Annotated in this window: 22 protein-coding genes; 2 read left to right on the top strand and 20 right to left on the bottom strand. The window is 42.1% G+C overall.

Going from position 1 to position 24,446, the window contains the following annotated elements; all coding sequences use genetic code 11:
* Positions 1-268: 268 nt before the first annotated feature.
* Positions 269-2,182 carry an alpha-L-fucosidase gene (locus tag AB6735_RS17630; RefSeq protein WP_370997120.1) on the top strand — a complete coding sequence of 638 codons (1,914 nt, stop codon included), beginning with the start codon at positions 269-271 and terminating at the stop codon, positions 2,180-2,182.
* Between the two features lie 9 nt (positions 2,183-2,191).
* On the opposite strand, the gene ispF is transcribed toward AB6735_RS17630, so the two are convergent.
* On the bottom strand, positions 2,192-2,674 hold the full coding sequence (gene ispF / locus AB6735_RS17625; RefSeq protein WP_166091114.1) for a 2-C-methyl-D-erythritol 2,4-cyclodiphosphate synthase: 483 nt from the start codon (positions 2,672-2,674) through the stop codon (positions 2,192-2,194).
* Positions 2,674-3,855, bottom strand: coding sequence for a type IX secretion system outer membrane channel protein PorV (porV, locus tag AB6735_RS17620; protein ID WP_370997119.1), 1,182 nt, complete (start codon positions 3,853-3,855; stop codon positions 2,674-2,676). Before porV ends, ispF begins: the two co-directional genes overlap by 1 nt.
* 241 nt (positions 3,856-4,096) lie before the next feature.
* On the opposite strand from porV, the gene AB6735_RS17615 reads away from it, so the two are divergent.
* Positions 4,097-5,761, top strand: a complete 1,665-nt coding sequence (locus tag AB6735_RS17615) for an SUMF1/EgtB/PvdO family nonheme iron enzyme (protein ID WP_370997118.1) — start codon at positions 4,097-4,099, stop codon at positions 5,759-5,761.
* A gap of 331 nt (positions 5,762-6,092) precedes the next feature.
* Here the strand turns inward: AB6735_RS17615 and AB6735_RS17610 are convergent, their stop codons facing one another.
* From AB6735_RS17610 to AB6735_RS17525, 18 genes are all read right to left on the bottom strand, one after another.
* Positions 6,093-7,490: a RagB/SusD family nutrient uptake outer membrane protein gene (locus AB6735_RS17610; protein WP_370997117.1), complete on the bottom strand. Its 1,398-nt coding sequence runs from the start codon at positions 7,488-7,490 to the stop codon at positions 6,093-6,095.
* A gap of 18 nt (positions 7,491-7,508) precedes the next feature.
* Positions 7,509-10,607 (bottom strand): SusC/RagA family TonB-linked outer membrane protein, encoded by a 3,099-nt coding sequence (locus AB6735_RS17605; RefSeq protein WP_370997116.1) that lies wholly within the window; start codon positions 10,605-10,607, stop codon positions 7,509-7,511.
* Between the two features lie 127 nt (positions 10,608-10,734).
* Entirely contained in the window at positions 10,735-11,232 is a 498-nt protein-coding gene (locus AB6735_RS17600) for a biotin/lipoyl-containing protein (protein ID WP_370997115.1), read from the bottom strand.
* 112 nt (positions 11,233-11,344) lie between these two features.
* Positions 11,345-11,959: a DUF4159 domain-containing protein gene (locus AB6735_RS17595; protein WP_370997281.1), complete on the bottom strand. Its 615-nt coding sequence runs from the start codon at positions 11,957-11,959 to the stop codon at positions 11,345-11,347.
* A 44-nt stretch (positions 11,960-12,003) separates the two neighbouring features.
* Positions 12,004-12,714 carry a 16S rRNA (uracil(1498)-N(3))-methyltransferase gene (locus tag AB6735_RS17590; protein ID WP_370997114.1) on the bottom strand — a complete coding sequence of 237 codons (711 nt, stop codon included), beginning with the start codon at positions 12,712-12,714 and terminating at the stop codon, positions 12,004-12,006.
* Between the two features lie 104 nt (positions 12,715-12,818).
* Positions 12,819-14,159 carry a hemolysin family protein gene (locus tag AB6735_RS17585; protein ID WP_370997113.1) on the bottom strand — a complete coding sequence of 447 codons (1,341 nt, stop codon included), beginning with the start codon at positions 14,157-14,159 and terminating at the stop codon, positions 12,819-12,821.
* 7 nt (positions 14,160-14,166) lie between these two features.
* Positions 14,167-14,712 (bottom strand): inorganic diphosphatase, encoded by a 546-nt coding sequence (locus AB6735_RS17580; RefSeq protein WP_370997112.1) that lies wholly within the window; start codon positions 14,710-14,712, stop codon positions 14,167-14,169.
* Between the two features lie 19 nt (positions 14,713-14,731).
* The gene (locus AB6735_RS17575) at positions 14,732-15,373 is read right to left on the bottom strand and encodes a DedA family protein (protein WP_370997111.1); all 642 of its coding nucleotides are present in this window, start codon (positions 15,371-15,373) and stop codon (positions 14,732-14,734) included.
* Between the two features lie 57 nt (positions 15,374-15,430).
* A complete protein-coding gene (locus AB6735_RS17570; RefSeq protein WP_370997110.1) occupies positions 15,431-16,807 on the bottom strand; it encodes an NADH-quinone oxidoreductase subunit N in 1,377 nt (458 codons plus the stop codon).
* Between the two features lie 170 nt (positions 16,808-16,977).
* Positions 16,978-17,175, bottom strand: coding sequence for a four helix bundle protein (locus tag AB6735_RS17565; protein WP_370997109.1), 198 nt, complete (start codon positions 17,173-17,175; stop codon positions 16,978-16,980).
* Positions 17,162-17,350 (bottom strand): four helix bundle protein, encoded by a 189-nt coding sequence (locus AB6735_RS17560; RefSeq protein ID WP_370997108.1) that lies wholly within the window; start codon positions 17,348-17,350, stop codon positions 17,162-17,164. The genes AB6735_RS17565 and AB6735_RS17560 overlap by 14 nt, the downstream gene beginning before the upstream one ends.
* Positions 17,351-17,413: 63 nt before the next feature.
* The gene (locus AB6735_RS17555; protein WP_370997107.1) at positions 17,414-18,892 is read right to left on the bottom strand and encodes a NuoM family protein; all 1,479 of its coding nucleotides are present in this window, start codon (positions 18,890-18,892) and stop codon (positions 17,414-17,416) included.
* A gap of 23 nt (positions 18,893-18,915) precedes the next feature.
* The gene (gene nuoL, locus AB6735_RS17550) at positions 18,916-20,832 is read right to left on the bottom strand and encodes an NADH-quinone oxidoreductase subunit L (protein WP_370997106.1); all 1,917 of its coding nucleotides are present in this window, start codon (positions 20,830-20,832) and stop codon (positions 18,916-18,918) included.
* A 114-nt stretch (positions 20,833-20,946) separates the two neighbouring features.
* The gene (gene nuoK, locus AB6735_RS17545) at positions 20,947-21,276 is read right to left on the bottom strand and encodes an NADH-quinone oxidoreductase subunit NuoK (RefSeq protein ID WP_370997105.1); all 330 of its coding nucleotides are present in this window, start codon (positions 21,274-21,276) and stop codon (positions 20,947-20,949) included.
* Positions 21,276-21,773 (bottom strand): NADH-quinone oxidoreductase subunit J, encoded by a 498-nt coding sequence (locus tag AB6735_RS17540; RefSeq protein ID WP_370997104.1) that lies wholly within the window; start codon positions 21,771-21,773, stop codon positions 21,276-21,278. The genes nuoK and AB6735_RS17540 overlap by 1 nt, the downstream gene beginning before the upstream one ends.
* A 60-nt stretch (positions 21,774-21,833) precedes the next feature.
* Entirely contained in the window at positions 21,834-22,331 is a 498-nt protein-coding gene (locus AB6735_RS17535) for an NADH-quinone oxidoreductase subunit I (protein WP_076375866.1), read from the bottom strand.
* Between the two features lie 5 nt (positions 22,332-22,336).
* Complete coding sequence (nuoH, locus tag AB6735_RS17530; protein WP_370997103.1) at positions 22,337-23,380, bottom strand: NADH-quinone oxidoreductase subunit NuoH; 1,044 nt, start codon at positions 23,378-23,380, stop codon at positions 22,337-22,339.
* Positions 23,380-24,369 (bottom strand): 2Fe-2S iron-sulfur cluster-binding protein, encoded by a 990-nt coding sequence (locus tag AB6735_RS17525; protein ID WP_370997102.1) that lies wholly within the window; start codon positions 24,367-24,369, stop codon positions 23,380-23,382. The genes nuoH and AB6735_RS17525 overlap by 1 nt, the downstream gene beginning before the upstream one ends.
* Positions 24,370-24,446 lie beyond the last annotated feature (77 nt).

Here is a 24,446-nt window from a genome sequence, read left to right as displayed (position 1 = left end):
GCAGACCGGGTGAGTAGGCTATGCGACTTGTTTTTAACCTTGTAAGTTTCAACTTCGCCTTTCCATGGGCAATCTCTCTTTGGGAGGGTTGGGTGAGGCTCTTACTTTTCCCTTCCCAATGACGCCTCCGTTAAAGTTATTACGGCCATACGATCATATAAATAGCCCAAAGGAGATCATTATGTCAATTGAGTTTATAGTTATGCTCAATTTTGCCACTAAACCGGTTAAAAATTAAGCGATATTGGTCGGTACCAATTTTTAACCGATGACCAGTAAAACACCTGCAATAGCCCATTCATGGTTCTCGTACTTGTTGATTTTATGTTTTAGTATATCCGCGTTAACAACCACTGCGCAAGATAAAGGCGATGAGGATAAAACCATGGCCAACCATGTTAAAACACGTGATCAAAAAGCTATTGACGAGGCTATGCATAGCTGGTGGCCTGCATCCATGAAAACCCGGGATGCCCGGTTAAACTGGTGGCGCAATGCCCGTTTTGGAATGTTTATACATTGGGGTATATACTCCTTACCAGCCGGGGAGTGGGATGGCAAAAATACCGGCGGTTATGCCGAACACCTGATGCGTAAGGCAAAAATACCACGTTCAGCCTACCTGGAACTGGCACACCGGTTTAATCCTGTAAAATTTAATGCCGATAAATGGGTACAGGCCGCCAAATATGCGGGTATGCGGTATCTGATTATTACGGCTAAACACCATGATGGCTTTGCCATGTACAATTCGCAGGTATCCGACTACAACGTGGTTAAACAAACCGCCTGGAAACACGACCCTATGGTTGATCTGGCAGCAGCATGTAAAAAATATGGTATTAAGTTCGGCTTTTATTATTCGCATGCTTTTGACTGGGAGCATCCTGACGCACCGGGCAACGATTGGGATTACCAAAACCCGGGAGGCGATCTGAATTTATTCGGCGGGCGCGATTGGTATGATGTGCACCCGGAGTTATTACCTAAAGCGGTTAATTATGTAAATAAAAAGGCCATCCCTCAGATAAAAGAACTCATCACCAAATATCATCCGGATATATTGTGGTTTGATACCCCGCAAAAACTACCGCTATCAGAAAACATCCGCATTCTGAAAGCTATCCGTGAAACCGACCCTAATATTGTAGTGAACGGACGGCTGGCACGGGGCAGTGGCAATTTACAGATGGGTGATTATAAAAATACCGGCGATCGCCCTGCAGAGTTTTTTCCGGCCACCGGCGACTGGGAAGCCATCCCTACAACCAATGAATCATACGGTTATTCGAAATTTGATAAGAGCCATAAACCTGTTAGTTTTTTTATCCGCTTATTAGCCAAAGCAGCTTCACGCGGAGGTAACCTGCTGATGAATATAGGCCCCATGGGCAATGGAGAATTTGCACCGGAAGATACCGCCAGTTTGCAGGGTATAGGCCGGTGGATGAACAAAAACTCGGCAAGTATCTATCAAACTACTAAAACCCCGTTACCTTATCAAAGTTGGGGCGTATCAACAAGAAAAAACAACCTGCTTTATCTGCATGTATTTAACTGGCCCCAAAATGGCAAATTAATAGTTGGCGGTTTAAAAAGTAACATTAATAAAGTATGGCAGCTGGCTGATAAAAAAGAGTTAAAGTTTACCCGGATCGATCCGCTTGATATGGCTATCCATTTACCTGCTCAAGCGCCTGATACCAGTAACACGGTTTTGGTAATGGAAACCTCCGGACCAATAGAAACCGATACTTTGCGCCTATTGGCAAGCCATGAAACAACCAATCGTTTATTGGCATTTGACGCGCGTCTGGGAGGTAAAGGCTTTGGTTTTGGGGATGGAAAAACCAGCAGCTATTATGTAGATGGCTGGAAAAACATCCGTCAATCCGTAAACTGGGACTTCAGATTAATTGAACCGGCAACTTATAAGGTACTCTTAAAATACGTGGCAGATACTGTCGATGAAGGTTCCTATGAGTTAAGTATTGGCCATTTTAAAGTAAAAGACAGCATTGGTGACCTACCCAAAGGCTCACAAGTTAAAGAACATTCATTAGGTACGGTAACCCTTGAACCGGGCACACATAGTTTAACCATTGTGCCGGTTGAAATAAAGGGGGCTGGTTTAATGAAAATATTAGAAGTAGAGCTAATACCAGTGAGCGCGCTTAAATAGATATAAGTACTAATCGCGTTCAATAAGGCAAACCGCGTAAGCTACTACCCCCTCTTCGCGGCCAATAAAGCCCATTTGTTCGTTAGTGGTTGCTTTAATGGATATATCCTCCTCGCTAATGGATGCGGCTTCGGCTATATAGGTTTTCATGGCCGGTATATGCGGGTTTATTTTAGGAGCTTCCAGGCATACCATGGCATCTATATTACCAATACTGAAACCCTTTTCTTTAATCAGCGCTACCACATGCTGCAACAGCACCAGACTGCTGATCCCTTTCCAGCGGTTATCGGTATTGGAGAAATGAAAACCGATATCGCGTAAGTTCGCGGCACCCAACAGGGCATCGCAAATAGCGTGTAACAATACGTCAGCATCAGAATGTCCGTAAGCACCGGAATGGTGCTCTAACTTTACGCCGCCTAAAACAAAGGGATGCTGCTCTTTTAACTGATGTACATCAAACCCAAAACCTACTTTTATCTTACCCATTATCTTCTGCCCACGTTTGATATTCCACCAAAATTTGCCGACAAGGTAAAGCGCAGCGTATTTGCCAAAGGACTATTTTGCTGGCTGGCTGCCAGATATGAAAAATCGAAATTAAAAATATTATACCTCATACCTAAACCCAGGGTAAGGTAGTGCCTGTCGCCCTTATCCGGGTTTTCATAAAAATATCCGGCCCTAACCGCAAACTGATGATTATACCAGTATTCAACACCCGGAGAAAAGCTAATTTCTTTCAACTCTTCGCTAAAACCACCAGGAGCATCGCCAAATGACTGGAAGATACCAGCTGGTACAGATACATCGTCGTCATGCCCTTTGATGATATTTCCATTCACATCACGTATGGGTGGTGTAGGCACTAATAACTTATTAATATCAAAAGTGGCGGTGAGTTCATTGGTTTCATCCAGCTCCCAGGTATTGGCTACACCCAGTTTTAAATTGGTTGGTAAAAAGTACTTCGGTCCCACATCACTGTAACCTATTTTTGTACCGATGTTGGATATATGCGCGCCAAAGGCAAAAAGATTGGCGCTGCCGTATGGCTTTTTGTAATATAACGACACATCTGCAGCAATCGCGTTACCTGGTTTGTTAACCTGGCCTGATCCCTGAGCAAAGGATATACTTGATATGCTTGAGCGTATATACCGAAGTGTTAATCCCAATGAAAGGTTCTCACCAAATTTACGGGCGAATGAACCATCTATCGAAAATTCGTTAGGCGTATAAGTACCCTGGTCATTTGACTGGTCATCCGTTAATTGTACCGAACCGTAATTAAAATAACGCAGAGACGCTCCTATAGTATTACGATCATTTAACTTATGTGCATAGCTCAGGTATGAAAGGCTGATATCGGGCACCAAATGCCTTAACCAGGGGCTATAAGATAGTGAAAGCGCATCGTTACTCTCCAGAAATGCAAGCTTAGATGGATTCCAGAAATTGGCGTTAACATCTGGCGAAATAGCCACGCCGGCATCACCCATAGCGCCTGAGCGCGAATCAGGAGATATATTTAAGAAAGGTACCTGCACAGGTATCGCCCTGATATTGCTGCCATCGGTACTTGTACCGGTTGGGGTTTGTGCAATAGCCGAAACCGGCAGCAAAAAGAGCACGGAATAAACAAAATAACGAAAGGTAGAAAACTTCATTAGGTGCAATTTAGCTTTTATAATTTAATTCATATACAGGTACGCCCAAAATTCACTCATCATTTTTAAAGAACTATTGCAATAATTGCTCCATCAAAAAAAGCAAACCGGTGCAACTAATTTCAACAAATTTTCGTTCAAATGCCTGATAATAGTTTGAATTATTTTGAATAATGGTTGATGCGCTGTAGCATTATATCCATTTTTTTCTAAATTTACCCTATAATATAACCGTAAAAATATGAAAATACTTTTTACTAAAACTGCTTTCGTGCTGTTGGCTGTAAGTGCCGTGGTAAGCAGCTGCAGTAAACAACACGAAACTTCGCAAAAAACCGGGATCACTTATAACGACAAAAACAATGGTGGTTATGTGCGGTTCAGGCAAACCCATCCCTCACCAGGGCCTGGTCTGGTACCCATTGAAGGCGGTACTTTTGTGATGGGTGGCAGCGCTGACCAGGATGTTGCTTACGACTATAATAATGTGAAGCGCAGAGTAACTGTCCCATCTTTTTACATGGATGAAACCGAGGTATCTAACCAGGATTGGCTCGATTATCTGCATTGGACGGCTATTACTTTTCCGAATGACAGGGAGTTATATTACGATGCTTTGCCCGATACCCTGGTATGGCGCAAGCCCCTATCGTACAATGAACCTTATGTAGATAACTATCTGCGTCACCCGGCGTTTCAGGACTATCCTGTAGTGGGTGTAACCTGGGATCAGGCGCAGGACTATTGCCAATGGCGTACCGACCGCACCAACGAGAATATCTTACGTGAATCAGGCCGCATGGTAGCCTGGAAGGATTTGAATGGCGGCAAAAACGGGCAACCGGCTGCATCAGCAGAACCTTACAATAACGACATGTACCTTAACGGACAGCAAAGAGGACCTGGTTTTGACGGAAAGAAAATGATGCCAGACCTGAGTCCTAATGCACAGGCCGGCACAGGCAAAAACGGCAAACCGGTAAGGCCTGTACGTATGGAAGATGGTATATTAAAACAAGGTTACCGCCTGCCTTCGGAAGCTGAATGGGAATACGCTGCATTGGCTTTGGCAGGTAACACCCAGTTTGAAAATATCGACGACGGTAAAATGTACCCATGGAATGGCCTGGGTGTACGCTCTGCCAAGAGTAAAACCCGGGGTTTAATAATGGCCAACTTTAAACGTGGTGCCGGCGATAACGCAGGTGTTGGCGGCTACCTGAATGACAAGGCCGATATCACCGCGCCTGTACGTTCATATGCACCAAACGATTTTGGTTTATACAACATGGCCGGTAACGTAAACGAATGGGTTGCCGATACCTATCGCCAAACCTCATTTGAAGAGTTTGATGATTTTAACCCCTTCCGTGGTAACGAATACACCAATAAACGTTTAGCCGATCCATCAAAAGGCCTGTACGCTAAGGACAAATACGGTCGCCCGATCAAAGATCCGGCAAAAGCCAATAGAAAATTAAAATACAGCGAGCTTTTAGCCTTACAAGGCCAACGCCCTGATTCAACCAATGCAACACAGGCGGCTCCGGTTGCTAATGGAAGTGTGGCTGCTGCTAACGCGGCGAGTGCTAATGCACAATTAGCTGTCCGCAATTCAGGTAAAGCATTCAACCCCGATCTTAGAGGCGATAAAGACACCGTTAACCTGGCCTTGTACGGAAATACTACGTTGGTTAACAACCGTTCAAAAGTTTATAAGGGTGGTTCATGGAATGATATGGCTTATTGGTTAAATCCGGCTACCCGTCGTTTTATGGATCAGGATGAAGCCAGTGCCGAAGTTGGTTTCCGCTGTGCGATGACTCTGGTTGGCGCACCTGAAATTTATCCTACCGGCAAACCGCATTACGGCGTTAAAAAAGCAAAAGCTTTTAAATCAAGATAAAAAGCATACAGGCCACTTCATAAACAAAAGATGCCGCTCAATAACTGAGCGGCATCTTTTGTTTGTAAACCACTATAAATTCATTAAACAAATAATATCCTATCCTCAAGCGCTTCCACCTCGGAAAAAGTCGGTAGCGCTGAATTTCATTTTATAACATTACGACTAACTACTATCTCTATGGTAAAAGGTTATCAGAGTCTATAATCTGCTTGTTTTATTTTTTTATTCGTGAACCAAGTATGATAACCCGATAAATCTCTCTTTTTAAATAATAAAAAACGGCCTATTATAAGGCCGTTTTTTTATTATGCTTTATAAATTGGGTTAATTAATAACCATCATTTTGTTTCAGGTTCTTGTTGGCATTTATTTCAACCAAAGGTATTGGGAATACCAGTTTTGGTGAGTTATAAGGTAAGGCGCCTACGTTTTGTTTCAAACGTTTGGCGTCATGCAAAAAGAAACCACCTTCAAAAGCCAATTCCAATCGTCTCTCTTTTAAGATATCCGCAAGAACAACAGAGGAAAGTGCGGTTAAGCCTGCACGGGCTCTAATCACGTTGACATCGTCAACCGGTGCGGCGCCTGTTGATGTGTTCAGACGAAAATTAGCTTCTGCCCGTATAAGGTATAGTTCTGCCAGGCGTATTACGTGTACATTGCCGTATAAATTGTCGAATTTATCAACCTGCAATGAGCCGCCCGAATCCTCGTTATACACAGCAAGCCGGCCGTCGCCTTCCTCAAACTCATCGAGGAAAGTTGACCTGACTGAGATATCACCACGGCCAGCATAATCAGACGAAGCATAAAATGTGTTCAGGTCATTTACACCTTGCTGGGCGGTTACCTGTATGGCAAAAATATCTTCTTTTGTATTGTCAACGTGCACCGCGTTTTGGTTAGGAAACGGAAATTCATCAGCGTAGTTGGTAACCAGGCTGTATTTACCACTCTGTATAACGGTATCTGCTTCGGCAGCAGCTTTTGCATATTGTCCTTGCTGCAAATAAATCCGGGCAAGAATAGCCCCGGCAGAATAACTATTCGCAAAAAAAGTAGGGTTAAAGTCGTCAACTTTTGCTTCTACTCCTTGTAGCTTTGCTTTAGCCGTAATAAGGTCTGAGATAGCCTGGGCGTATACTTGCGCTACAGTTGACCGCGATGGATAGGAATCAGCCCCGATAATCGTTGTTGGTTTCAATACAATCGGTACCGCTAAATTAACATTAGGGTCTCCATCATTCCATGATTTACCGAATAAGCGGGCCATATCAAAATACATTAATCCACGCAAAAATTTGGCTTGGCCTTCATATGAGTTTTTATTAGCTGCCGTTGCCTTATCCAGATTAGCCAATACGTAATTAGCCTGATTATTTACCCGGTAAGCATCTAACCAGTAATTATCAACATAACCATTGTTTATAGTAACTGCCTGGTTTACCATTTGGGTAAGGGCCTGAAAAGTACCGTTCCATTTGACTACGCTTTGGCTCGCCATCAGATCGGGCATTAAAAACACATCGCCCCCATAAATATATGATAACCCAGCCCGGTTATATGCGCCTATCAGGTTACTTTGTACATCTTTATCTGTTGTAATAGCATCAGTAGCGTCTATCTGGTCGTGTGGTTTTAAGTCTAACTGTTTTTTACAAGCGGTTAATGCGGTTATGGCGCTAACAACCGTAATGATTTTTATATATGATCTAAGTTTTTTCATCTCTACAATTATTAAATATTACAATCCTACGTTAACACCAAAAGTAATTGTGCGCGGTTGCGGAGCCGAGTAAAAGTCAACACCCTGATTGATGGTACTTGCCTGATAATCGGCGTTAACTTCCGGATCCCAGCCTTTATACTTGGTTATCAGGAACAGATTGTACGCGTTAACAAATACCTTTGCTCTATCCAGCTTGATTTTTGACAACACACTTTTAGGGATGTTGTAGCCAAAAGCAACCGTTTTACAACGCACATATGAACCGCCAGACAGGTACCTGCTTGACGGACTGGTACCATTAGGATAAAATAAACGTGGTTCAGGTATATTAGTGATATCGCCGGGTTTATCCCAATACTTTAATTGGTCAACGGTTTGGTTATCAAATCCATTACTGCCACTGGCGCTCATGTACTGACCTCCACTATTGTAGATCTTATTTCCGAATGAGCCCTGAAAGGTAACAGCCAGATCAAAACCTGCATAGCTAAAGGTGTTAGTTATACCACCTGTAACATTTGGGGTTGGATTTCCTAAAACAACAGCAGACGCCTCGTTGTAATTATTGGTTTTACTACGATCAATTACTTTGCCGTTGGCATCTTTGGTATTTTTATAATACAAGGCATCGCCATTAGCCGGGTCTACACCTGCATATTCCGGTCCATAAAATACGCCTATCTGTTGTCCTTCAATTACCCTGTTTAAATCATTTGTACCAATAATTTGGCCATTTACATTGGTAACCACATTTTTGTTGTAAGCCAGGTTAAACGCGGTTGTCCATTTAAATTTGCCAACAAAATTGTCTGATGATACGGTTATCTCGTAACCCCGGTTATATAACTTACCCAAATTTTGTGTCTGCGTAGCAATACCCAATGTTTGAGGTACGTTCACATCAAGCAGGAGGTCGCGGGTACTTTTGTTGTAATAATCAAACGTAGCATTTAAACGGTTATTAAAAAATCCCACTTCCAAACCCAAATCAAGTTGTGCTGTAGTTTCCCATTTCAGGTTGGGATTGGCCAGTTGGTAAAAGCGCTGTCCCGGTACGCCATTGTAACCGGCATCGCCATAAAATAAGCCTAATGAAGCATAATTACCAATATCACCGTTACCCGTTAAACCATAGCTGGCTTTCAACTTTAAATTACTGAAGGTTTTGGAGTCCTTCAAAAAATCTTCCTGGCTCAGCACCCAGCCGGCAGACGCAGCAGGGAAATAACCATAACGGTTTTTTTCGCTGAATCTGGAAGATCCTTGAGCTGTAGCACTTACTGTTAACAAGTATTTGCTCTTGTAAGCATAGTTGGCCCTTGCAAAATAGGACACAAAACTATACTCAGACCGTTTGGAGTAACCTCCGGATTTTACGGCCGCGTCAATAATTTGCTTATACGCGTCTGAAGGAAATTGCTGACCCTGGATATCGTTACCCGCATTATTATAATACTCATAACTTGTACCTGCCGTTGCATCCAGGGTATTATCTGCCCCAAAAGTATCCTTATAGGTAAAGTAATTGTTCACAGTAAAATGCGACACAGTGGTTTGGGTATTTTCACCAAATCCATTTGGCTGTCCGGTGTTTCTCAAAGTAGCTGTACCCGAGTAAGAATCTTCATTCTGGTTAGTTTGATCTACACCAAATTCCGACCGGAATGAAAGTTTTTTGAGGATCTGCCAGTTTCCATATACATTACCCAAGGTGCGGTAAACATTGGTGTGAAAATAAGCATTATCAACATTGATCAAAGGATTATAATAAACCGGATAATTACCTGACTGCCCTGGAGGGGTACCGCTTATTAAACCACTTCTTGGATCAATGATAGGCGTGATTGGCGATAATGCAACAATTTGTAGTGGCGTACCAAACGAGTTATCATTATCAATACGCTGGTTTAAAGTGTGGGTAAAGTTTAAATTCATGCCCACATCCAGGTTTTTATACACCCTGGTATTCAGGTTTATACGGCCCGACATCCTGGTGAAATCATTCCCTTTAAGTATACCTGTCTGATCAAGATATTGACCACCGATGTAATAGGTTGTTTTTTCGTTACCGCCAGATATGTTCAAGTCATAAATGGATTGCGGAGCATGTTGAAAAGCCTGTTTCTCCCAGTCGGTATTGGTTTTTCCCCAATCCTTACTGCCCGCTGCATACCGGGTAAACCTGCTTTCCACAAATGCTTTTTCGTCAGCTATGGCATCTTCAACATTATCATAACCGAAGTCCGGATTTAAAAAGTCCAGTTTACCAGCGCCAACAGCCGCGCGCTCCATTAAAGCCATCCATTGTGTACTATTTAAAAACTCGCGATGGCGCGAAGGATTGCTTGTACCCCATTGAGCCGAAAAGTTAACCTTGGCATCGCCTGCTTTACCTTTTTTGGTGGTAATAAGTAATACGCCATTTGATGCCCGTGCACCATATATAGCAGTAGCCGAAGCATCTTTCAGGATCTGAACGGATTCAACATCATTAAAGTTGATATCCGCGAGCGGATCGGTACCAGCGCTTGTAGTTGAAATATCATTACTTGTGGTAACAATACCATCAATTACTACCAAAGGTTGTGTACCGGCCGAAATGGAAGCAGTACCACGGATGCTTATTTTTATACCCTGTCCGAGTTTGCCATTATTGGCCTGGATATTTACACCTGCAGCTTTACCCTGTATAGCCTGCTCAAGCGTGGTTACTGGAGTATTCTGTATATCTTTTGATGATACTGTAGCGATAGATCCGGTTATGGCTTGCCTTTGTTGTGAACCATAACCTACTACTACCACTTCGGTAAGTTGTTTGGAATCTGACTCCAGCTTTACATTTAACGGCTTTCCATTAATAGGAAGTTCGGTTTCTTTAAATCCAATAAATCTAAAAACCAGCACCTTTGCAGTAGCAGGAACCGTAAGGCTGTATGTTCCATTTACACCGGTTTGAGTGCCTGTTCCCTGGGCTCCCTTCACAGTTACACTTACTCCCGGTAAGGGCGAACCGTCTTTCTGGTCTGTTACTTTACCTGTAATTACACGGCTTTGTGCTAAACCAAATGTAATACAAGAAAATAACAATAAAATTGTTAGTAGATTTTTCTTCATATGATCAGTTATTAAGTTAAGAAAAGTAAGCTAATAAAAATTGGGCGCAAAAACAATAAGAATCCCAAAAAAGCGTTGCTTTTGTTGCAATTCATATCAAATAATGCACGAAAAGTAAGTGAGATTATTAAAATCCTATCAGAATTTGTCCTTTTTCTACTTTATCTCCGGCTTTTACTTTTATGCTTTTTATAGCAACACCAGCCGGCGATTTGATGATGTTTTCCATTTTCATGGCTTCCAACACCAACAGATTATCGCCCTTCTTGACTTCGTCACCTTCAGAAACAAAAACTTTAAGTACCATGCCCGGCATCGGAGCTTTTATTTCGCTCACCCGGGCGCTGTTCAAACTACTTAAACCCAATTTATCCAACAATACATCAAATTGATCTTTGGCGGTTATAGTATAAGTATTGGCATTTATTTTAATCTCGGCAGTTTTATCAGAGCTGTTAAAACTAACCACTTCTACACGGTGTGATCTGTTGTTTTCAATAACGTGGTATATCCCTTGTCCAATATGTTTAATATCAGCCTCAATTTTGGTATTGTTTATCAACAGGCTCTCACCGGTCCTGCTAACTTCAATATCATGCCGATTATTTATCTTGAGTTGATACATACGTTTTGGGTATTTAAGAAATAAAGTAGTTAAAGCTGTTTTTAGGAAACAACCATTATAAAGTTATCAATTTTATCGTCAATAACAATTATACAAAACACCATCTGGCGGTTTATTGCGTAAATATATATTGGATAAGATTTGCGCCCATTTTCAAGGCTTTTAAGCGGGCTTCCTGGGTATCGCCGGCATAGGTGCCATAATCTTCCCAACCATTGCCCAAATCGCATTCATAGGTATAAAAACACACCAGCCGGCCTTTATAAATAAGACCGAAACCCTGCGCCCGCTTACCATCGTGTTCATGAATTTTAGGCAGGCCATTTGGAAAGGGATATTTCTGATGATAAATGGGGTGATTAACCGGTAATTCTACAAAATCAAGCTCTGGGAAAACCTTTTTCATCTGCGGACGGATAAATTTATCAAAACCGTAATTATCGTCGATGTGCAAAAAGCCACCACCGGTTAAATACTTGCGCAGGTTGCGTGCCTCCTGATCAGTAAATATCACGTTACCATGACCGGTCATAAACGTAAAGGGATAGTTAAATAAGGATGCGCTGCCAACTTCTACTACATCATCATCGGTCTCAAAATTCGTTTTCAAATTTTCGTTGCAAAATTTAATCAGGTTAGGCAATGCGGTACGGTCGCCGTACCAGTCGCCGCCCCCATTATATTTAAGCCGTGCAATTTTGTACGCAGGGTTACTAAAACCGCTCATAACGATGACGGCAGCAATTGCAAAACAAAAATTTTTAGCTGTTTTCATACACGGTTTAAAAAGTTCACCTCAAAACAGGCTTCAAGCGCTGCCGTTTCGGTACGCAGACGGCTTTCACCTAAAGTTATGGGTTTAAAACCGTTTTGCAAAGCGCTTTCAATTTCGGCAGGGGTAAAATCACCTTCGGGGCCTATCAATACCAGGTAGCGGCCCTGTAATTGTAATTCATTACGCAGGGTAAGTTTCTCACCGGGTTCGCAGTGGGCTATAAACTTTTGTCCACTAAAGGGGCGTGTCAACAGCTCATTTAGCTTCACGGGTTCATTCAAAAGCGGGTGGTAAGCTTTGAGGGATTGCTTTATTGCGGCGGTAATGATCTTGTTTAAACGATCAACCTTAGCTTCTTTGCGTTCTGACCGCTGACTGATGAACAATGATATCTCATCGATACCGATCTCAGTGGCTTTTTCTAAAAACCATTCCAGGCGTTCTATATTTTTGGTAGGGGCTACTGCCAAATGCAGGTAATGGTTACGTTTATTGAAATCTGTTGTAACCGAAGTGACGCTCAATATAGTGCGCTTGGGATGCGCATCCTGTATAACCGCGTTGTAAAAGCCACCCCGGCCATCAATTAACTGAACTTCGCTTCCCACCTCCAGTCGCAACACACGGATAGCATGCTTGCTTTCTTCTTCACTAAGAAAATACTGCGGGTGCGAGGGTGCTATATCGGGTGTATAGAAAAGGTGCATTTATTTAGTATCAAGTAGTTAGTATCAAGTATCATGACAGCTGCATTTGCTTCAGGTAGCTTAAAAGATCTTGATACTTGATACTAACTACTTGATACTTGTTATTAATGTAAATCTACCGTATCTTCTTCATTGATCAGCAACTCTAACTTAACTGATTCAATATTTTGATCGGATTTACGCAACACGGTAATATTATATCCGTTTGATTCCTTTTGTTCGCCTACGTCAGGGATCTTACCGAATATATCTCCCAGCCATCCCGATACAGTATCAAAGTCGCCATCTTCCGGAAGATCATGAGGCAAATGTTCATTCACATCATATATAGGTGCAAGCGCATTCACGATAAATTCCCGGTCGTTCACTTTTTCAACAATAGGCTTTTCTTCATCGTACTCGTCCTGTATCTCACCCACCAGTTCTTCTACAATATCCTCCAACGTAACCATACCCGCGGTGCCGCCAAATTCATCCAGCACTATGGCTATCTGAATACGTTTTTGTTGCAGCTCGGCCATCAGATCGTTAATCTTCTTGGTTTCAGGAATAAAATAGGGCTTGCGGATAATATTTTTCAGGACGATCTCCTCATTACGGGCCAGCAGTGGTAAAATATCTTTGGCGTGTACAATTCCAATGATCTTGTCGATCACATCGTCATAAACAGGCATACGCGAATATCCCTCGGTGATGATCATATCCAGCAATTCCTCTTTGGTAGAACTGATGTCAATGCCTGATATTTTTGTACGGGGCACCATGATGTTCTTAACCACACGCTCATTAAAATCAAACACGTTCTGTATCAACTCATGTTCGTTTGAATCCAAAGCGCCCGATTCTTTTCCTTGTTCAAGCAGATATTGCAATTCCTCGGAACTATGGTGGGCCTCCCCACCTTCCAAAGTATTAATACCTAAAAGCTTCAAAATAAAATTAGCGAACCCATTTAACAACCATATCAAGGGTTTGAAAAACACAAAGAAAAACCTAAGCGGAAGAGAAACTGTCAGCACGGTACGTACGGATTTTTGAATGGCTATTGATTTGGGAGCAAGCTCACCAAATACAATATGTAATACCGTAATAGCGGTAAAAGCTAAAATATGACTGGCTGTAATAAAACCACTGGAAAGCGTTATCCCAATGGACAGAAAGCCCCTGATCACAATATTAGTGGCTACTTCCTCTCCCACAACACCCAATGCCAGTGATGCTATGGTAATGCCTAATTGCGTTGCAGCCAGGTAACCATCCAAGTTATGTAATATACCACGCGCAACCTTGGCAACCCCGCTTCCCGATTTTGCCTTTATTTCAATTTGTGAGCCCCGTACCCTTACCATGGCAAACTCCGCGGCTACAAAAAAGCCGTTGAGCAAAACCAGTAACACGGTTGCAATTAAATAAAGGGGGCTTATTTCGTAATGCGCGGGGTCCATCTATTAATTATTGCGTAACAGGAAAAGTAGTCTTATACAATTCCAAACTTTCTTGTATCACTTTATGTGCGTAACGAACACCAAGCAAATGCTCGATGGTTACGTTTTTACCTTCCAGTTTTTTGTAATCTTTAAAGAAACGAACGATCTCGGTCATGGCATGCGGGGGCAGCTCATTCAAGTCGTTGATATAATTTACCGACATATCATTTTTGGCTACCGCGATGATCTTATCATCCTGCTCACCATTATCAACCATGTGCATCACACCTACAACTTTGGCCTCGATGATCGACATCGGGAATACGTCAATAGAGCATAACACCAGGATGTCCAACGGATCTTTATCATCACAATAAGTTTGTGGGATAAAACCATAGTTTGCCGGGTACATTACCGAAGAAAATAAAACACGATCAAGCTTTAATAAACCTGAATCTTTATCAATTTCATATTTGGCTTTTGAACCTTTGGGGATCTCGATGATTGCATTAACAATTTCAGGGATATTTTCGCCAGGAGAAACCTGGTGCCAGGGGTGTTGTGTACTCATTTAGTATATTCTATTTATATTATTTATTTTCTTTTGCTTCTAATATTTTCTTTCTTACATAAGCTACTATCAACGGAATAGAAGTAGCTATGATCAATCCTAAAACAATGTATTGCAGATAATCTTTTAACTGCGGAAAGCGTTTCCCCAGAAAAAAGCCGCTCAGGGTAAATGCGCATACCCAGGTTACACTGCCTATGAAGTTAAATAAAGTAAATCTCTTTATATCAACCTTTACTACACCTGCAAATATAGGGGCAAATGTTCTAACTATAGGGAAAAATCTGCCTAAAATCAATGCCATGCCGCCATACTTATTATAAAACTCGCTGGCCAGGGTTACGTATCGTTTTTTAAAGAACAGGGAATCATTCTTATTGAACAAGACCGGCCCCGTTCGATATCCGAACCAATAGCCGGCAAAGTTACCTAATACTCCGGCACCAATAAGCGATAAAACCAATGTGGATATAGTTACATCAACCTTCCCCGCCGCGCACAGCAGGCCTGCCATGAACAGCAGATAATCTCCCGGTAAAAAAAAACCAAAAAACAGGCCGGTTTCAGCAAACACAACAACAAGCAAGAGATAAAAGCCCCCCCTGCTTATAATGGATTGAGCGTCCGTTAAATTTTGAAGGTATTCCCAAAAACTTTCCATTCACTATATCTGTAAAACTACAAATATTAAATCAATTTGCAGTTATCCAGTTATTGATTAAATGAACCTGGCAATAAAATCCGGATAAACACCGATAAGAATAGTTACCAGCGCCGAAATGATAAATACTATTTTATAATAGGCAGGCACCACCAGCTCGGTACGATCTGCCGTGCGGAAATACATGGCGATAATAACCCGGAAATAATAAAAAATACTAATAATGGCGTTTACTACCGCTATAATAACCAACCAAACATGGTATTTGGCCAATGCTCCGGAAAACATGAAGAACTTACCCATAAAGCCCGCAGTGAGCGGTATACCCGCCAGCGAAAGCATGGCAATAGTTAATACCAATGCCAGGAAGGGGTTACTTTTTGCCAGACCGTTAAAGCTTTCAAAATTATCGCTGCCACTTTGCTGCTGTACCAGTATCAAACTGCCAAAAGCAATGATCGAAGCTATAGAGTATGCTGTCGCGTAAATAAATACCGAATTAGCAGAGCCTGAGCCTAAAGCTACAATAGCAAAAAGCAGGTAACCTGCGTGTGATATGCTCGAAAAAGCCAGCATGCGTTTAAAGCTTTGCTGATACAGGGCGGTGATGTTACCGATAAACAAAGTAATAACAGTGATAACCAATATGACAGGTACCCAAAAATCAGACAATGGCGCAAAACAGGCCGAGAAGAGGCGCAGGAAGGCGGCAAAGCCCGCAGTTTTAACTACGGTTGACATGAACGCCGTGATCAGCGTTGGCGCTCCCTCGTACACATCCGGTGTCCAGAAGTGGAAAGGGGCAGCACCTACTTTAAAGCAAAGACCAACAATGATCAGCGCTATGCCGGTGTAAAACATTGGGTCGGCATGTGGATGGGCCAAAACCCAGTCGCGGATCACTTCCAGGCTAAATGAACCTGTAGTTCCGTACAATAGCGTGATACCAAACAACAGGAAGCCTGTTGAAAAAGCCCCCATCAAAAAGTATTTTAAAGCCGCCTCGTTCGATGCAAAATCGCTTTTCTTGATACCTGCCAGTATGTATAAACTTACTGACATGATCTCGATACCGATAAACAGCATCACCAGGTTATAGAAGGATACCATCACAATGATACCAGCCAATGAAAACAGAATAATAGCGTAGTACTCGGCCACGTGTTTACTTATTCTATCAAAATATCCTTTTGACAACATCAGGATAAGTATAGTCGCAACAATGGTGATCCCCGAAAAGGCGATTGCAAAATTATCAAACATCATCATACCGTGGTATATAGGCAAGGCAACATTATTCCATTGGGCAATGGCTAAACCTAAGGCCGCCAGCAAACCAATAATAGTAACCGGTAATAATGATTTTGTAGCCTTATACAAGCCGAGGTACAAAAGCACTATTGGTAAAACAGATATGATGATTAAAGTATTCATTTATGTGAAATTCTAAATCCTAAATTCTAAGCTCTAAATCCTAAGTCCTAAATCCTAATTTCTAAGCTCTAAATCCTAAGCCTTAAATCCTAATTTCTAAGCTCTAAATCCTAAGCCTTAAATCCTAATTTCTAAGCTCTAAATTTGAACTTTTTAGTTGTGATTATTTTTTAATTAGTGTTCTTCAATTTTTCAAGTATCGCTCCAAAAATTTTCATCAATTCCGTTGCTTCCTGAATTAACGAATCTCTTTTTAGTGCCTGCGGTTCATTTACGTCAATCAATTTGAGCCACAATATACTTTCTTTTGCTTCCTTCCGGCAAATCTTTACCCGGTGTGAAAAATCATTGCGGCTAAAAACTCTCATTAGCTTCAATAAAGTTTGCCGCTACTGAGCCAGACGAACGAATAAGCTGCTTATAATATTCAACGTTATGTATATTTCTATCTATTGTTTTTAAAAATTCTTTACAACTATTAGCAAAGTCAAATGTCCTGCTCTCTAAGTTATATTTCTTGACACTATTTCCTTCAGTATCCATTCCAAAGCTTAAAATTTAATCATCCTCTTTTTAGAGTTTAGAAATTAGGGCTTAGAATTTTCTTTAATAAGTTTTAATGTTTATAGTATGTATTAAATTATTAACAGCAGCCTCTGATATATGCAGAATAGGATGCGGGTAAACACCTATTGCGATGATCAGTACGCAAATAATACATAAGGTTAGCTTTTCAGATCCACTAATATCAGTAAAAGTAGCGGTTAGCTCGTTGGTTTCGCCCTGCATTACATTTTTGTACATGCGCAGCATATATACCGCGCCAAAAATGATAGTTAAACCGGCAACTCCTCCCAATGCAATATTGAAATAATGATAGGCGCTGTACTCAAACACGCCATTAAGCAGTAAAAACTCACCCACAAAGCCATTGGTTAAAGGTAAACCTACCGTACCCAATACTATAATTAAAAAAGCTATGGAAAATTTTGGTGCAACTTTAGCAATACCACCAAGCTGGCTAATATCGCGGGTATTTAACCTCCGGCTAATGATATCCCAGATAAAGAACATACCTACCACGTTGATTCCGTGGCTAAGCATTTGGATCATAGCTCCCTGAACACCTACCGCTGTCCAGGCAAATATCCCCGCAGCTATTAAGCCAACGTGTGCTATGGACGAATAGGCTACTAAGCGTTTACCGTCTTTTTGATTAAAGGCGATCAGTGAAGCATATATAATACCGATCACTGCCAGTATCATGACCAGGGCTTGCCAATGTGCAAAGCCAAGTGGTGCATTTGGTATTAACCAGCGGATAACACCATAGATACCCATTTTAAGCATAATACCAGACAACATCATCGTACCCGCTGTAGGTGCTTCGGTGTAAGTATCTGGCTGCCAGGTATGGAACGGGAACAAAGGCATTTTGATAGCGAAGGCCAGGAAAAATGCCCAAAACACCAGCGACTGATGTTTGGCATCCATACTCATATGAACGTTGTAAAACTCATGAATATCATAGGTTTTTCCCGGCGACTGCAGGTACAGGTAAATGATACCTACCAGCATAAATAACGAACCGGCAAACGTGTATATAAAAAACTTAATGGTAATGCGGATGCGGTTTTCACCGCCCCACAGGGCACATATAAAATAGATAGGAATCAATGCGGCTTCCCAGCCGACGTAGAACAAAAATCCATCTAAAGCTGTAAATACAACCAACAAACCGGCCTGCATAAACAATATCAAACCATAAAAAGCGCCCTCGTTGTTATACTTGTGCTGATAGGTTGATAAAACAATAAGCGGTACAAGCAATGTGGTCAACAATACCATGATCATGCTGATACCATCGATACCGGCGCTAAAGTAGATACCAAATTTTGGTATCCATGGTACGTCAATAGCAAATTGGGTACTTGCATCGGGTATAAACTTGCTTAAAAATAAGCCGGCAATTACCAGTTCGGCAACTGAGAAAAATAATGCAGCGTGCTTAGCGGTCCCATTTTTTAATAAGGCTACTATAACTGCGGCAACTACTGGTAAAAATATTAATATACTAACGGTCATGTTATATGGTAAACGCTTATCGTTTATATTTTAGTTAATCCAAATATGCTATACGCCAATACAGCAATAATTCCAAGTACCATGATAAATATGTAGAAACCTACATTACCGGTTTGCAGTAAACGCAAACCTTTACTGGTTTCAATAGTACCCTTGCCTAATCCGTTCACCAAACCATCAATACCCAGGCGTTCCACAACGTTATAAAAGAAAGTGGACAGAAAATCCAAAGGTTTACGGATGATCAGATCATACAGCTCATCGATATAAAATTTGTTGTAGGATATGCTGGTCAATGCCGGGCGCTCCTCGGTATCTGCAACCGGTATGCTGCCTCCTTTTCCGTATTTAACATATGCATAAACCAGGGCTATCAGCGCTACGGCTACCGAAATACCCATCAGCAGAAATTCTGTAGAAGCTGACATTTCATGTTCGCCCAGTATAGCTGTTGATTTTTCAAACACCGGTGCCAGGAAATGTTCCAGCTCATGGTGACCGCCCAATACTTTAGGTACGCCGATGAAACCGCCTATAGCCGAAAGAATGGCCAGCACAATCAATGGAATAGTGATGGTTGCCGGCGACTCATGTACATGATGTTCCTGCTCATGTGTACCACGGAACTTTCCGTAAAAAGTAAGATACAGCATCCGGAACATATAGAATGAAGTTAACATGGCCGTAAATACACCGATCACATAAAATGTGGTGCTGTGAGCATAAGCATGAGCCAGAATTTCGTCTTTTGAAAAGAAGCCGGAGAATGGCGGGATACCTGCTATGGCAATAGTACCTATCAGCATAGTGGCAAAAGTTATTTTAATCTTACCTTTCAGTCCGCCCATTTTTCGCATATCCTGCTCGCCGCTCATAGCGTGGATCACCGATCCCGCCGCCAGGAATAATAATGCTTTAAAGAACGCATGAGTTAACACATGGAAGAAAGCACCCGTGTAAGCACCAACACCCAAACCTAAAAACATATATCCCAATTGCGATACAGTTGAATAAGCCAATACCTTTTTAATATCAGTTTGTGTTAACGCAATTAATGCAGCGAACAATGCCGTTGCCAAACCGATGATGGCTACCAACTCCATAGTAAACGGAGACAGGGTGTAGAAAATATTGGAACGCGCTATCATGTAAATACCGGCAGTAACCATGGTGGCCGCATGTATCAGTGCCGATACCGGCGTTGGGCCTGCCATTGCATCGGGTAACCAGGTAAACAATGGCAATTGCGCCGATTTACCTACAGCGCCCACAAAAAGCAGTAAAGTAATAGCCGTTAAGGGTACTGCCTGACTGGCAGTTAAAGTAGCCGCTTTAGGGAATATGGTAGCAAAATCAATGCTGCCAAAAATATGGATGATCAAAAATATACCTAACAAAAAGCCAAGGTCACCTATACGGTTCATGACAAAGGCTTTCTTCGCAGCATCGGCATAACTTGGATTGGTATACCAAAAACCGATAAGCAGGTAAGAGCATAAACCTACACCTTCCCAACCGATAAACATGATGAGGTAATTGGAACCCATCACCAGTAAAAGCATAAAGAACACGAACAGATTGAGATAGGCAAAGAATTTACCAAAACCATTATCATCGTGCATATAACCTATTGAATACAGATGGATGAGGAAACCAACACCCGTAATGATCAATAGCATGATAGCGCTCAATTGGTCAACCAGGAACGCGAAAGGTATTTTTAGTGTGCCAACAGAGATCCAGTCGAAATAAGTAACATTAATGGGGTGACCGCTTGATTTGATCTGGAAAAAAACCGCCAGACTTAAACCAAAAGACACCAGCACCAGCAGGCTGCCAATAAAGCCAATTACGTTTTTTGATAATGAATTGCGGCCAAGTCCGTTAATAATAAAACCGGCTAACGGTAATATAGGAATAAGCCAGATGTATTGATTCATGTTTTATACGTTGTACGTTTTATGTTGTACGTGATACGTTAATATTCTACGTAACGCGTTTATATTTTTATAGATTGTAAATCCGAAATCGAAATTCCGAGATCCGAAATCACTCTACCATTTCAGCCTGTTCAGCACGTTGATGTCAATCGAATTAGTATTCCGGTATATCATCACGATGATGGCCAGTCCTACCGCAACTTCCGCGGCGGCCAATGCCATAATAAAAAATACGAAAACCTGTCCGCTGGCGTCGCCACGATAAACCGAGAAGGCAGTAAGCAACAGGTTAACCGCGTTAAGCATCAGCTCAACCGACATAAATATTACGATAGCATTACGGCGTATCAGTACCCCCATTACACCTATCGAAAAAATAATGGCGCTTAATAATATATAGTGATTAAGCGGTACCGCGTGTAAGGTATTTGTTAAACTTTCCATTATGTGGTTTTAGGGTCCTTAGTAGCCAGCAAAACAGCACCCACCATTGCCGATAACAGCAATACAGACGATACTTCAAATGGCAGTAAAAATTCATTAAACAATACTTTACCCAGATTTTTCACCAGTCCCAGATCGGGATTTTTTAAGATCACCGGGTTTGATGTGGCTATCAGCTTTAATGATGATGCCAAAGCAACCACCAAAATGCCACCACCAAATACACCCGCTATTTTCACCATAAAAGGCTTAACCGGTTCGCTTTCTTTATTCAGGTTGATGAGCATCAGCGTGTACAGGAATAGTACCAGGATAGCGCCCATATACACGATAAAATTAACAACGGCCAGGAACTGGGCATTCAATAAAATATAATGAATGGTGAATGTAAAAAAGGTAAGTATCAGGTAAAGGATACTATGTACCGGGTTTTTGGCCGAGATAACCAGTATCGAAAAGAATATGGACAAAAACGCGATGAAGTAAAATGTACTCATGTTTATATTTACAAAATACCCTTGCCCGCTCAAAGAGTTGGGCAAAGGTATAAAACTTCTTTATTGATTTAAGGGGGCCTCTACTAATTTGTCTTTACCGTAAATAAAATCCTTCCTCAAATAGTCGGCAGGCACAATATCTCCATCAAGGTAAATAGCTTCTTTGGGGCAAGCCTCTTCACACAATCCACAGAAAATGCAGCGCAGCATATTTATTTCATAAACAGCAGCATACTTTTCTTCACGATACAAGTTCTCCTCGCCTGGCTGGCGCTCTGCCGCCGTCATGGTAATGGCTTCGGCCGGGCATGAAAGTGCGCACAGCCCGCAGGCGGTGCAACGCTCTTTACCGTTCTCATCACGTTTCAGGGAGTGCATACCACGAAAATTCTCAGAAAATTCGCGCTTCTCTTCCGGATAACTGATCGTAACCGGTTTCTTGAAAAAGTGCTTCATGGTAGTAGCCAGGCCACTAACAATAGCCGGTAGATAAGCACGCTCCATAAAATTGAGCGGCTTTACTTCCAGTACTTTTTTCTTATTACTTAATGATTCCATTTCAATTAATATCCAAAGTGTGTAAGTAGTGTACTACCTATACCGGTAAGCACAATGTTGGCAATGGCCAATGGTATCAATATTTTCCAGCCCAGATCCATCAACTGGTCATAGCGGAAACGCGGAATTGTCCAGCGAACCCACATGAAAAAGAAGATGAACATGAATATTTTGATAAAGAAAATCCCCATACCAATAAGCGGACCTATAGTTGGGCCGGTATGAGCAAGCACCCAGTCCATTCCTGGATAGTTATAGCCGCCCCAATACAAGGTAGCCATAACAGCCGATGAGATAAACATATTGATATACTCTGCAAACAGGTAAAAGCCCAGTTTCATAGAAGAATACTCTGTATGATAACCACCCACCAACTCTGTCTCACACTCGGGTAAGTCAAATGGCGTACGGTTAGTTTCGGCAAAGGCACATACCAAAAACAAAATAAAGCCAAACGGCTGACGCCAAACATTCCAGGAAAAACCATGCTGCTGAATGGCGATCTCTTTTAAGCTCAGGGTGCCGGTTAACATCAATAAAGCGATGATGGATAAACCCATCGAAATTTCATAACTGATATTTTGTGATGCCGCACGGATAGCGCCAAGCAATGAATATTTATTGTTTGATGCCCAGCCGCCTATCATTACGCCGTATACACCTAATGATACCACACCAAAAATGTATAGGATACCTACGTTGATATCCGTAACCTGCAGATCAAATGTACGACCGCCGATAGTGATAGCCTGTCCCCATGGGATAACCGCCGAGCCTATGCATGCTGTTAATATAGCTAACGACGGCCCTACAATAAACAGGAAACCTGTAGCGTTGGTTGGGATGATCTCTTCTTTCAAAAACATTTTGCCGCCATCAGCCAGGGGTTGTAAAATACCCCACGGACCCGCGCGATTAGGGCCAATCCTGTCCTGGAAAAACGCGGCCACCTTACGCTCGGCATAAGTAGAGTACATGGCCACAACAAGACTGATAGCGAAAATGACCACTATCAATACAATCCTAAATATTAAGTCGGCAGTTTCCATTATAAGCGGGTGTTCCTTTCAAATTGTTCTTTGTTCGCTTCCATCAGTACCGGGTTGGTTTTAACCACCGGCAGCGGTGTAAATTCGTAATGATTGGAGCTGATCACCGATTTATGTGATATCTTGCGCGGACCTTCGATAACCCAGTCGGCTGTTTTCTTTTTATCAAAACGGCAGGTATTGCAAATAAACTCCTCTACCTCGCCATAAACATCTTTACGGCCGGTTACCCTGATCACGTCCTCGCCCTTGTACCACAAAGTTGTTTTACCACAGCATTTATCGCAATCACGATGCGCGTCAACAGGTTTGGTGAACCATACCCTGTTTTTAAAGCGGAAAGTTTTATCGGTTAACGCTCCTACCGGACAAACGTCGATCACGTTGCCGGAGAAATCATTATCGATAGCTTTTGATATATAGGTAGAGATCTCGGAATGATCGCCCCTGTTCAGGATGCCATGTAAACGGGTATTGGTGATCTGATCGGCAGTGAATACACAACGGTAGCAAAGGATGCAACGGGTCATGTGCAGCTGGATCTTATCGCCAATATCAATTTTCTCGAACGTACGACGGTCGAACTCGTAGCGGGTTTTAGCCGCGCCATGCTCAAAGCCAAGATCCTGCAGATGACATTCGCCAGCCTGATCACATACCGGACAATCCAACGGGTGATTGATCAACAACATTTCCACCACACCTTTACGAGCCTCGATCACTTCGGGCGAGGTAATATTCTGCACTTCCATGCCATCCATTACCGTGGTACGGCATGAGGCTACCAGTTTAGGCATAGGGCGCGGATCTTTTTCAGAGCCTTTGCTTACTTTAACCAAACAGGTACGGCATTTACCACCACTGCCTTCCAGCTTGGAGTAATAGCACATCGCAGGCGGAACAATATCGCCCCCGATCTGCCTTGCGGCATTCAGGATAGTTGTTCCCGGTTCTACTTCAACGGGAATCCCGTCTATGGTTACTTTCATTGACATTTTATATAACGTCCTTGTATAAACTCTAAATTCTAATTTCTAAACTCTAAGGTTTAGAAACCTATCTTTAT

Origin of the sequence: Mucilaginibacter sp. RCC_168, assembly GCF_041355315.1 — a bacterium.
Lineage (GTDB): Bacteria > Bacteroidota > Bacteroidia > Sphingobacteriales > Sphingobacteriaceae > Mucilaginibacter.
The sequence above is the reverse complement of the archived record's forward strand: the minus strand, read 5'-3'. Positions and strand labels throughout refer to the sequence as shown.

What these genes read in the sequence shown, in the direction of transcription:
- AB6735_RS17630 (WP_370997120.1), top strand. Translation starts at nt 269, where the DNA reads ATGACCAGTAAAACACCTGCAATAGCCCATTCATGGTTCTCGTACTTG.
- ispF (WP_166091114.1), bottom strand. Translation starts at nt 2,674, where the DNA reads ATGGGTAAGATAAAAGTAGGTTTTGGGTTTGATGTACATCAGTTAAAA.
- porV (WP_370997119.1), bottom strand. Translation starts at nt 3,855, where the DNA reads ATGAAGTTTTCTACCTTTCGTTATTTTGTTTATTCCGTGCTCTTTTTG.
- AB6735_RS17615 (WP_370997118.1), top strand. Translation starts at nt 4,097, where the DNA reads ATGAAAATACTTTTTACTAAAACTGCTTTCGTGCTGTTGGCTGTAAGT.
- AB6735_RS17610 (WP_370997117.1), bottom strand. Translation starts at nt 7,490, where the DNA reads ATGAAAAAACTTAGATCATATATAAAAATCATTACGGTTGTTAGCGCC.
- AB6735_RS17605 (WP_370997116.1), bottom strand. Translation starts at nt 10,607, where the DNA reads ATGAAGAAAAATCTACTAACAATTTTATTGTTATTTTCTTGTATTACA.
- AB6735_RS17600 (WP_370997115.1), bottom strand. Translation starts at nt 11,232, where the DNA reads ATGTATCAACTCAAGATAAATAATCGGCATGATATTGAAGTTAGCAGG.
- AB6735_RS17595 (WP_370997281.1), bottom strand. Translation starts at nt 11,959, where the DNA reads ATGAGCGGTTTTAGTAACCCTGCGTACAAAATTGCACGGCTTAAATAT.
- AB6735_RS17590 (WP_370997114.1), bottom strand. Translation starts at nt 12,714, where the DNA reads ATGCACCTTTTCTATACACCCGATATAGCACCCTCGCACCCGCAGTAT.
- AB6735_RS17585 (WP_370997113.1), bottom strand. Translation starts at nt 14,159, where the DNA reads ATGGACCCCGCGCATTACGAAATAAGCCCCCTTTATTTAATTGCAACC.
- AB6735_RS17580 (WP_370997112.1), bottom strand. Translation starts at nt 14,712, where the DNA reads ATGAGTACACAACACCCCTGGCACCAGGTTTCTCCTGGCGAAAATATC.
- AB6735_RS17575 (WP_370997111.1), bottom strand. Translation starts at nt 15,373, where the DNA reads ATGGAAAGTTTTTGGGAATACCTTCAAAATTTAACGGACGCTCAATCC.
- AB6735_RS17570 (WP_370997110.1), bottom strand. Translation starts at nt 16,807, where the DNA reads ATGAATACTTTAATCATCATATCTGTTTTACCAATAGTGCTTTTGTAC.
- AB6735_RS17565 (WP_370997109.1), bottom strand. Translation starts at nt 17,175, where the DNA reads ATGAGAGTTTTTAGCCGCAATGATTTTTCACACCGGGTAAAGATTTGC.
- AB6735_RS17560 (WP_370997108.1), bottom strand. Translation starts at nt 17,350, where the DNA reads ATGGATACTGAAGGAAATAGTGTCAAGAAATATAACTTAGAGAGCAGG.
- AB6735_RS17555 (WP_370997107.1), bottom strand. Translation starts at nt 18,892, where the DNA reads ATGACCGTTAGTATATTAATATTTTTACCAGTAGTTGCCGCAGTTATA.
- nuoL (WP_370997106.1), bottom strand. Translation starts at nt 20,832, where the DNA reads ATGAATCAATACATCTGGCTTATTCCTATATTACCGTTAGCCGGTTTT.
- nuoK (WP_370997105.1), bottom strand. Translation starts at nt 21,276, where the DNA reads ATGGAAAGTTTAACAAATACCTTACACGCGGTACCGCTTAATCACTAT.
- AB6735_RS17540 (WP_370997104.1), bottom strand. Translation starts at nt 21,773, where the DNA reads ATGAGTACATTTTACTTCATCGCGTTTTTGTCCATATTCTTTTCGATA.
- AB6735_RS17535 (WP_076375866.1), bottom strand. Translation starts at nt 22,331, where the DNA reads ATGGAATCATTAAGTAATAAGAAAAAAGTACTGGAAGTAAAGCCGCTC.
- nuoH (WP_370997103.1), bottom strand. Translation starts at nt 23,380, where the DNA reads ATGGAAACTGCCGACTTAATATTTAGGATTGTATTGATAGTGGTCATT.
- AB6735_RS17525 (WP_370997102.1), bottom strand. Translation starts at nt 24,369, where the DNA reads ATGAAAGTAACCATAGACGGGATTCCCGTTGAAGTAGAACCGGGAACA.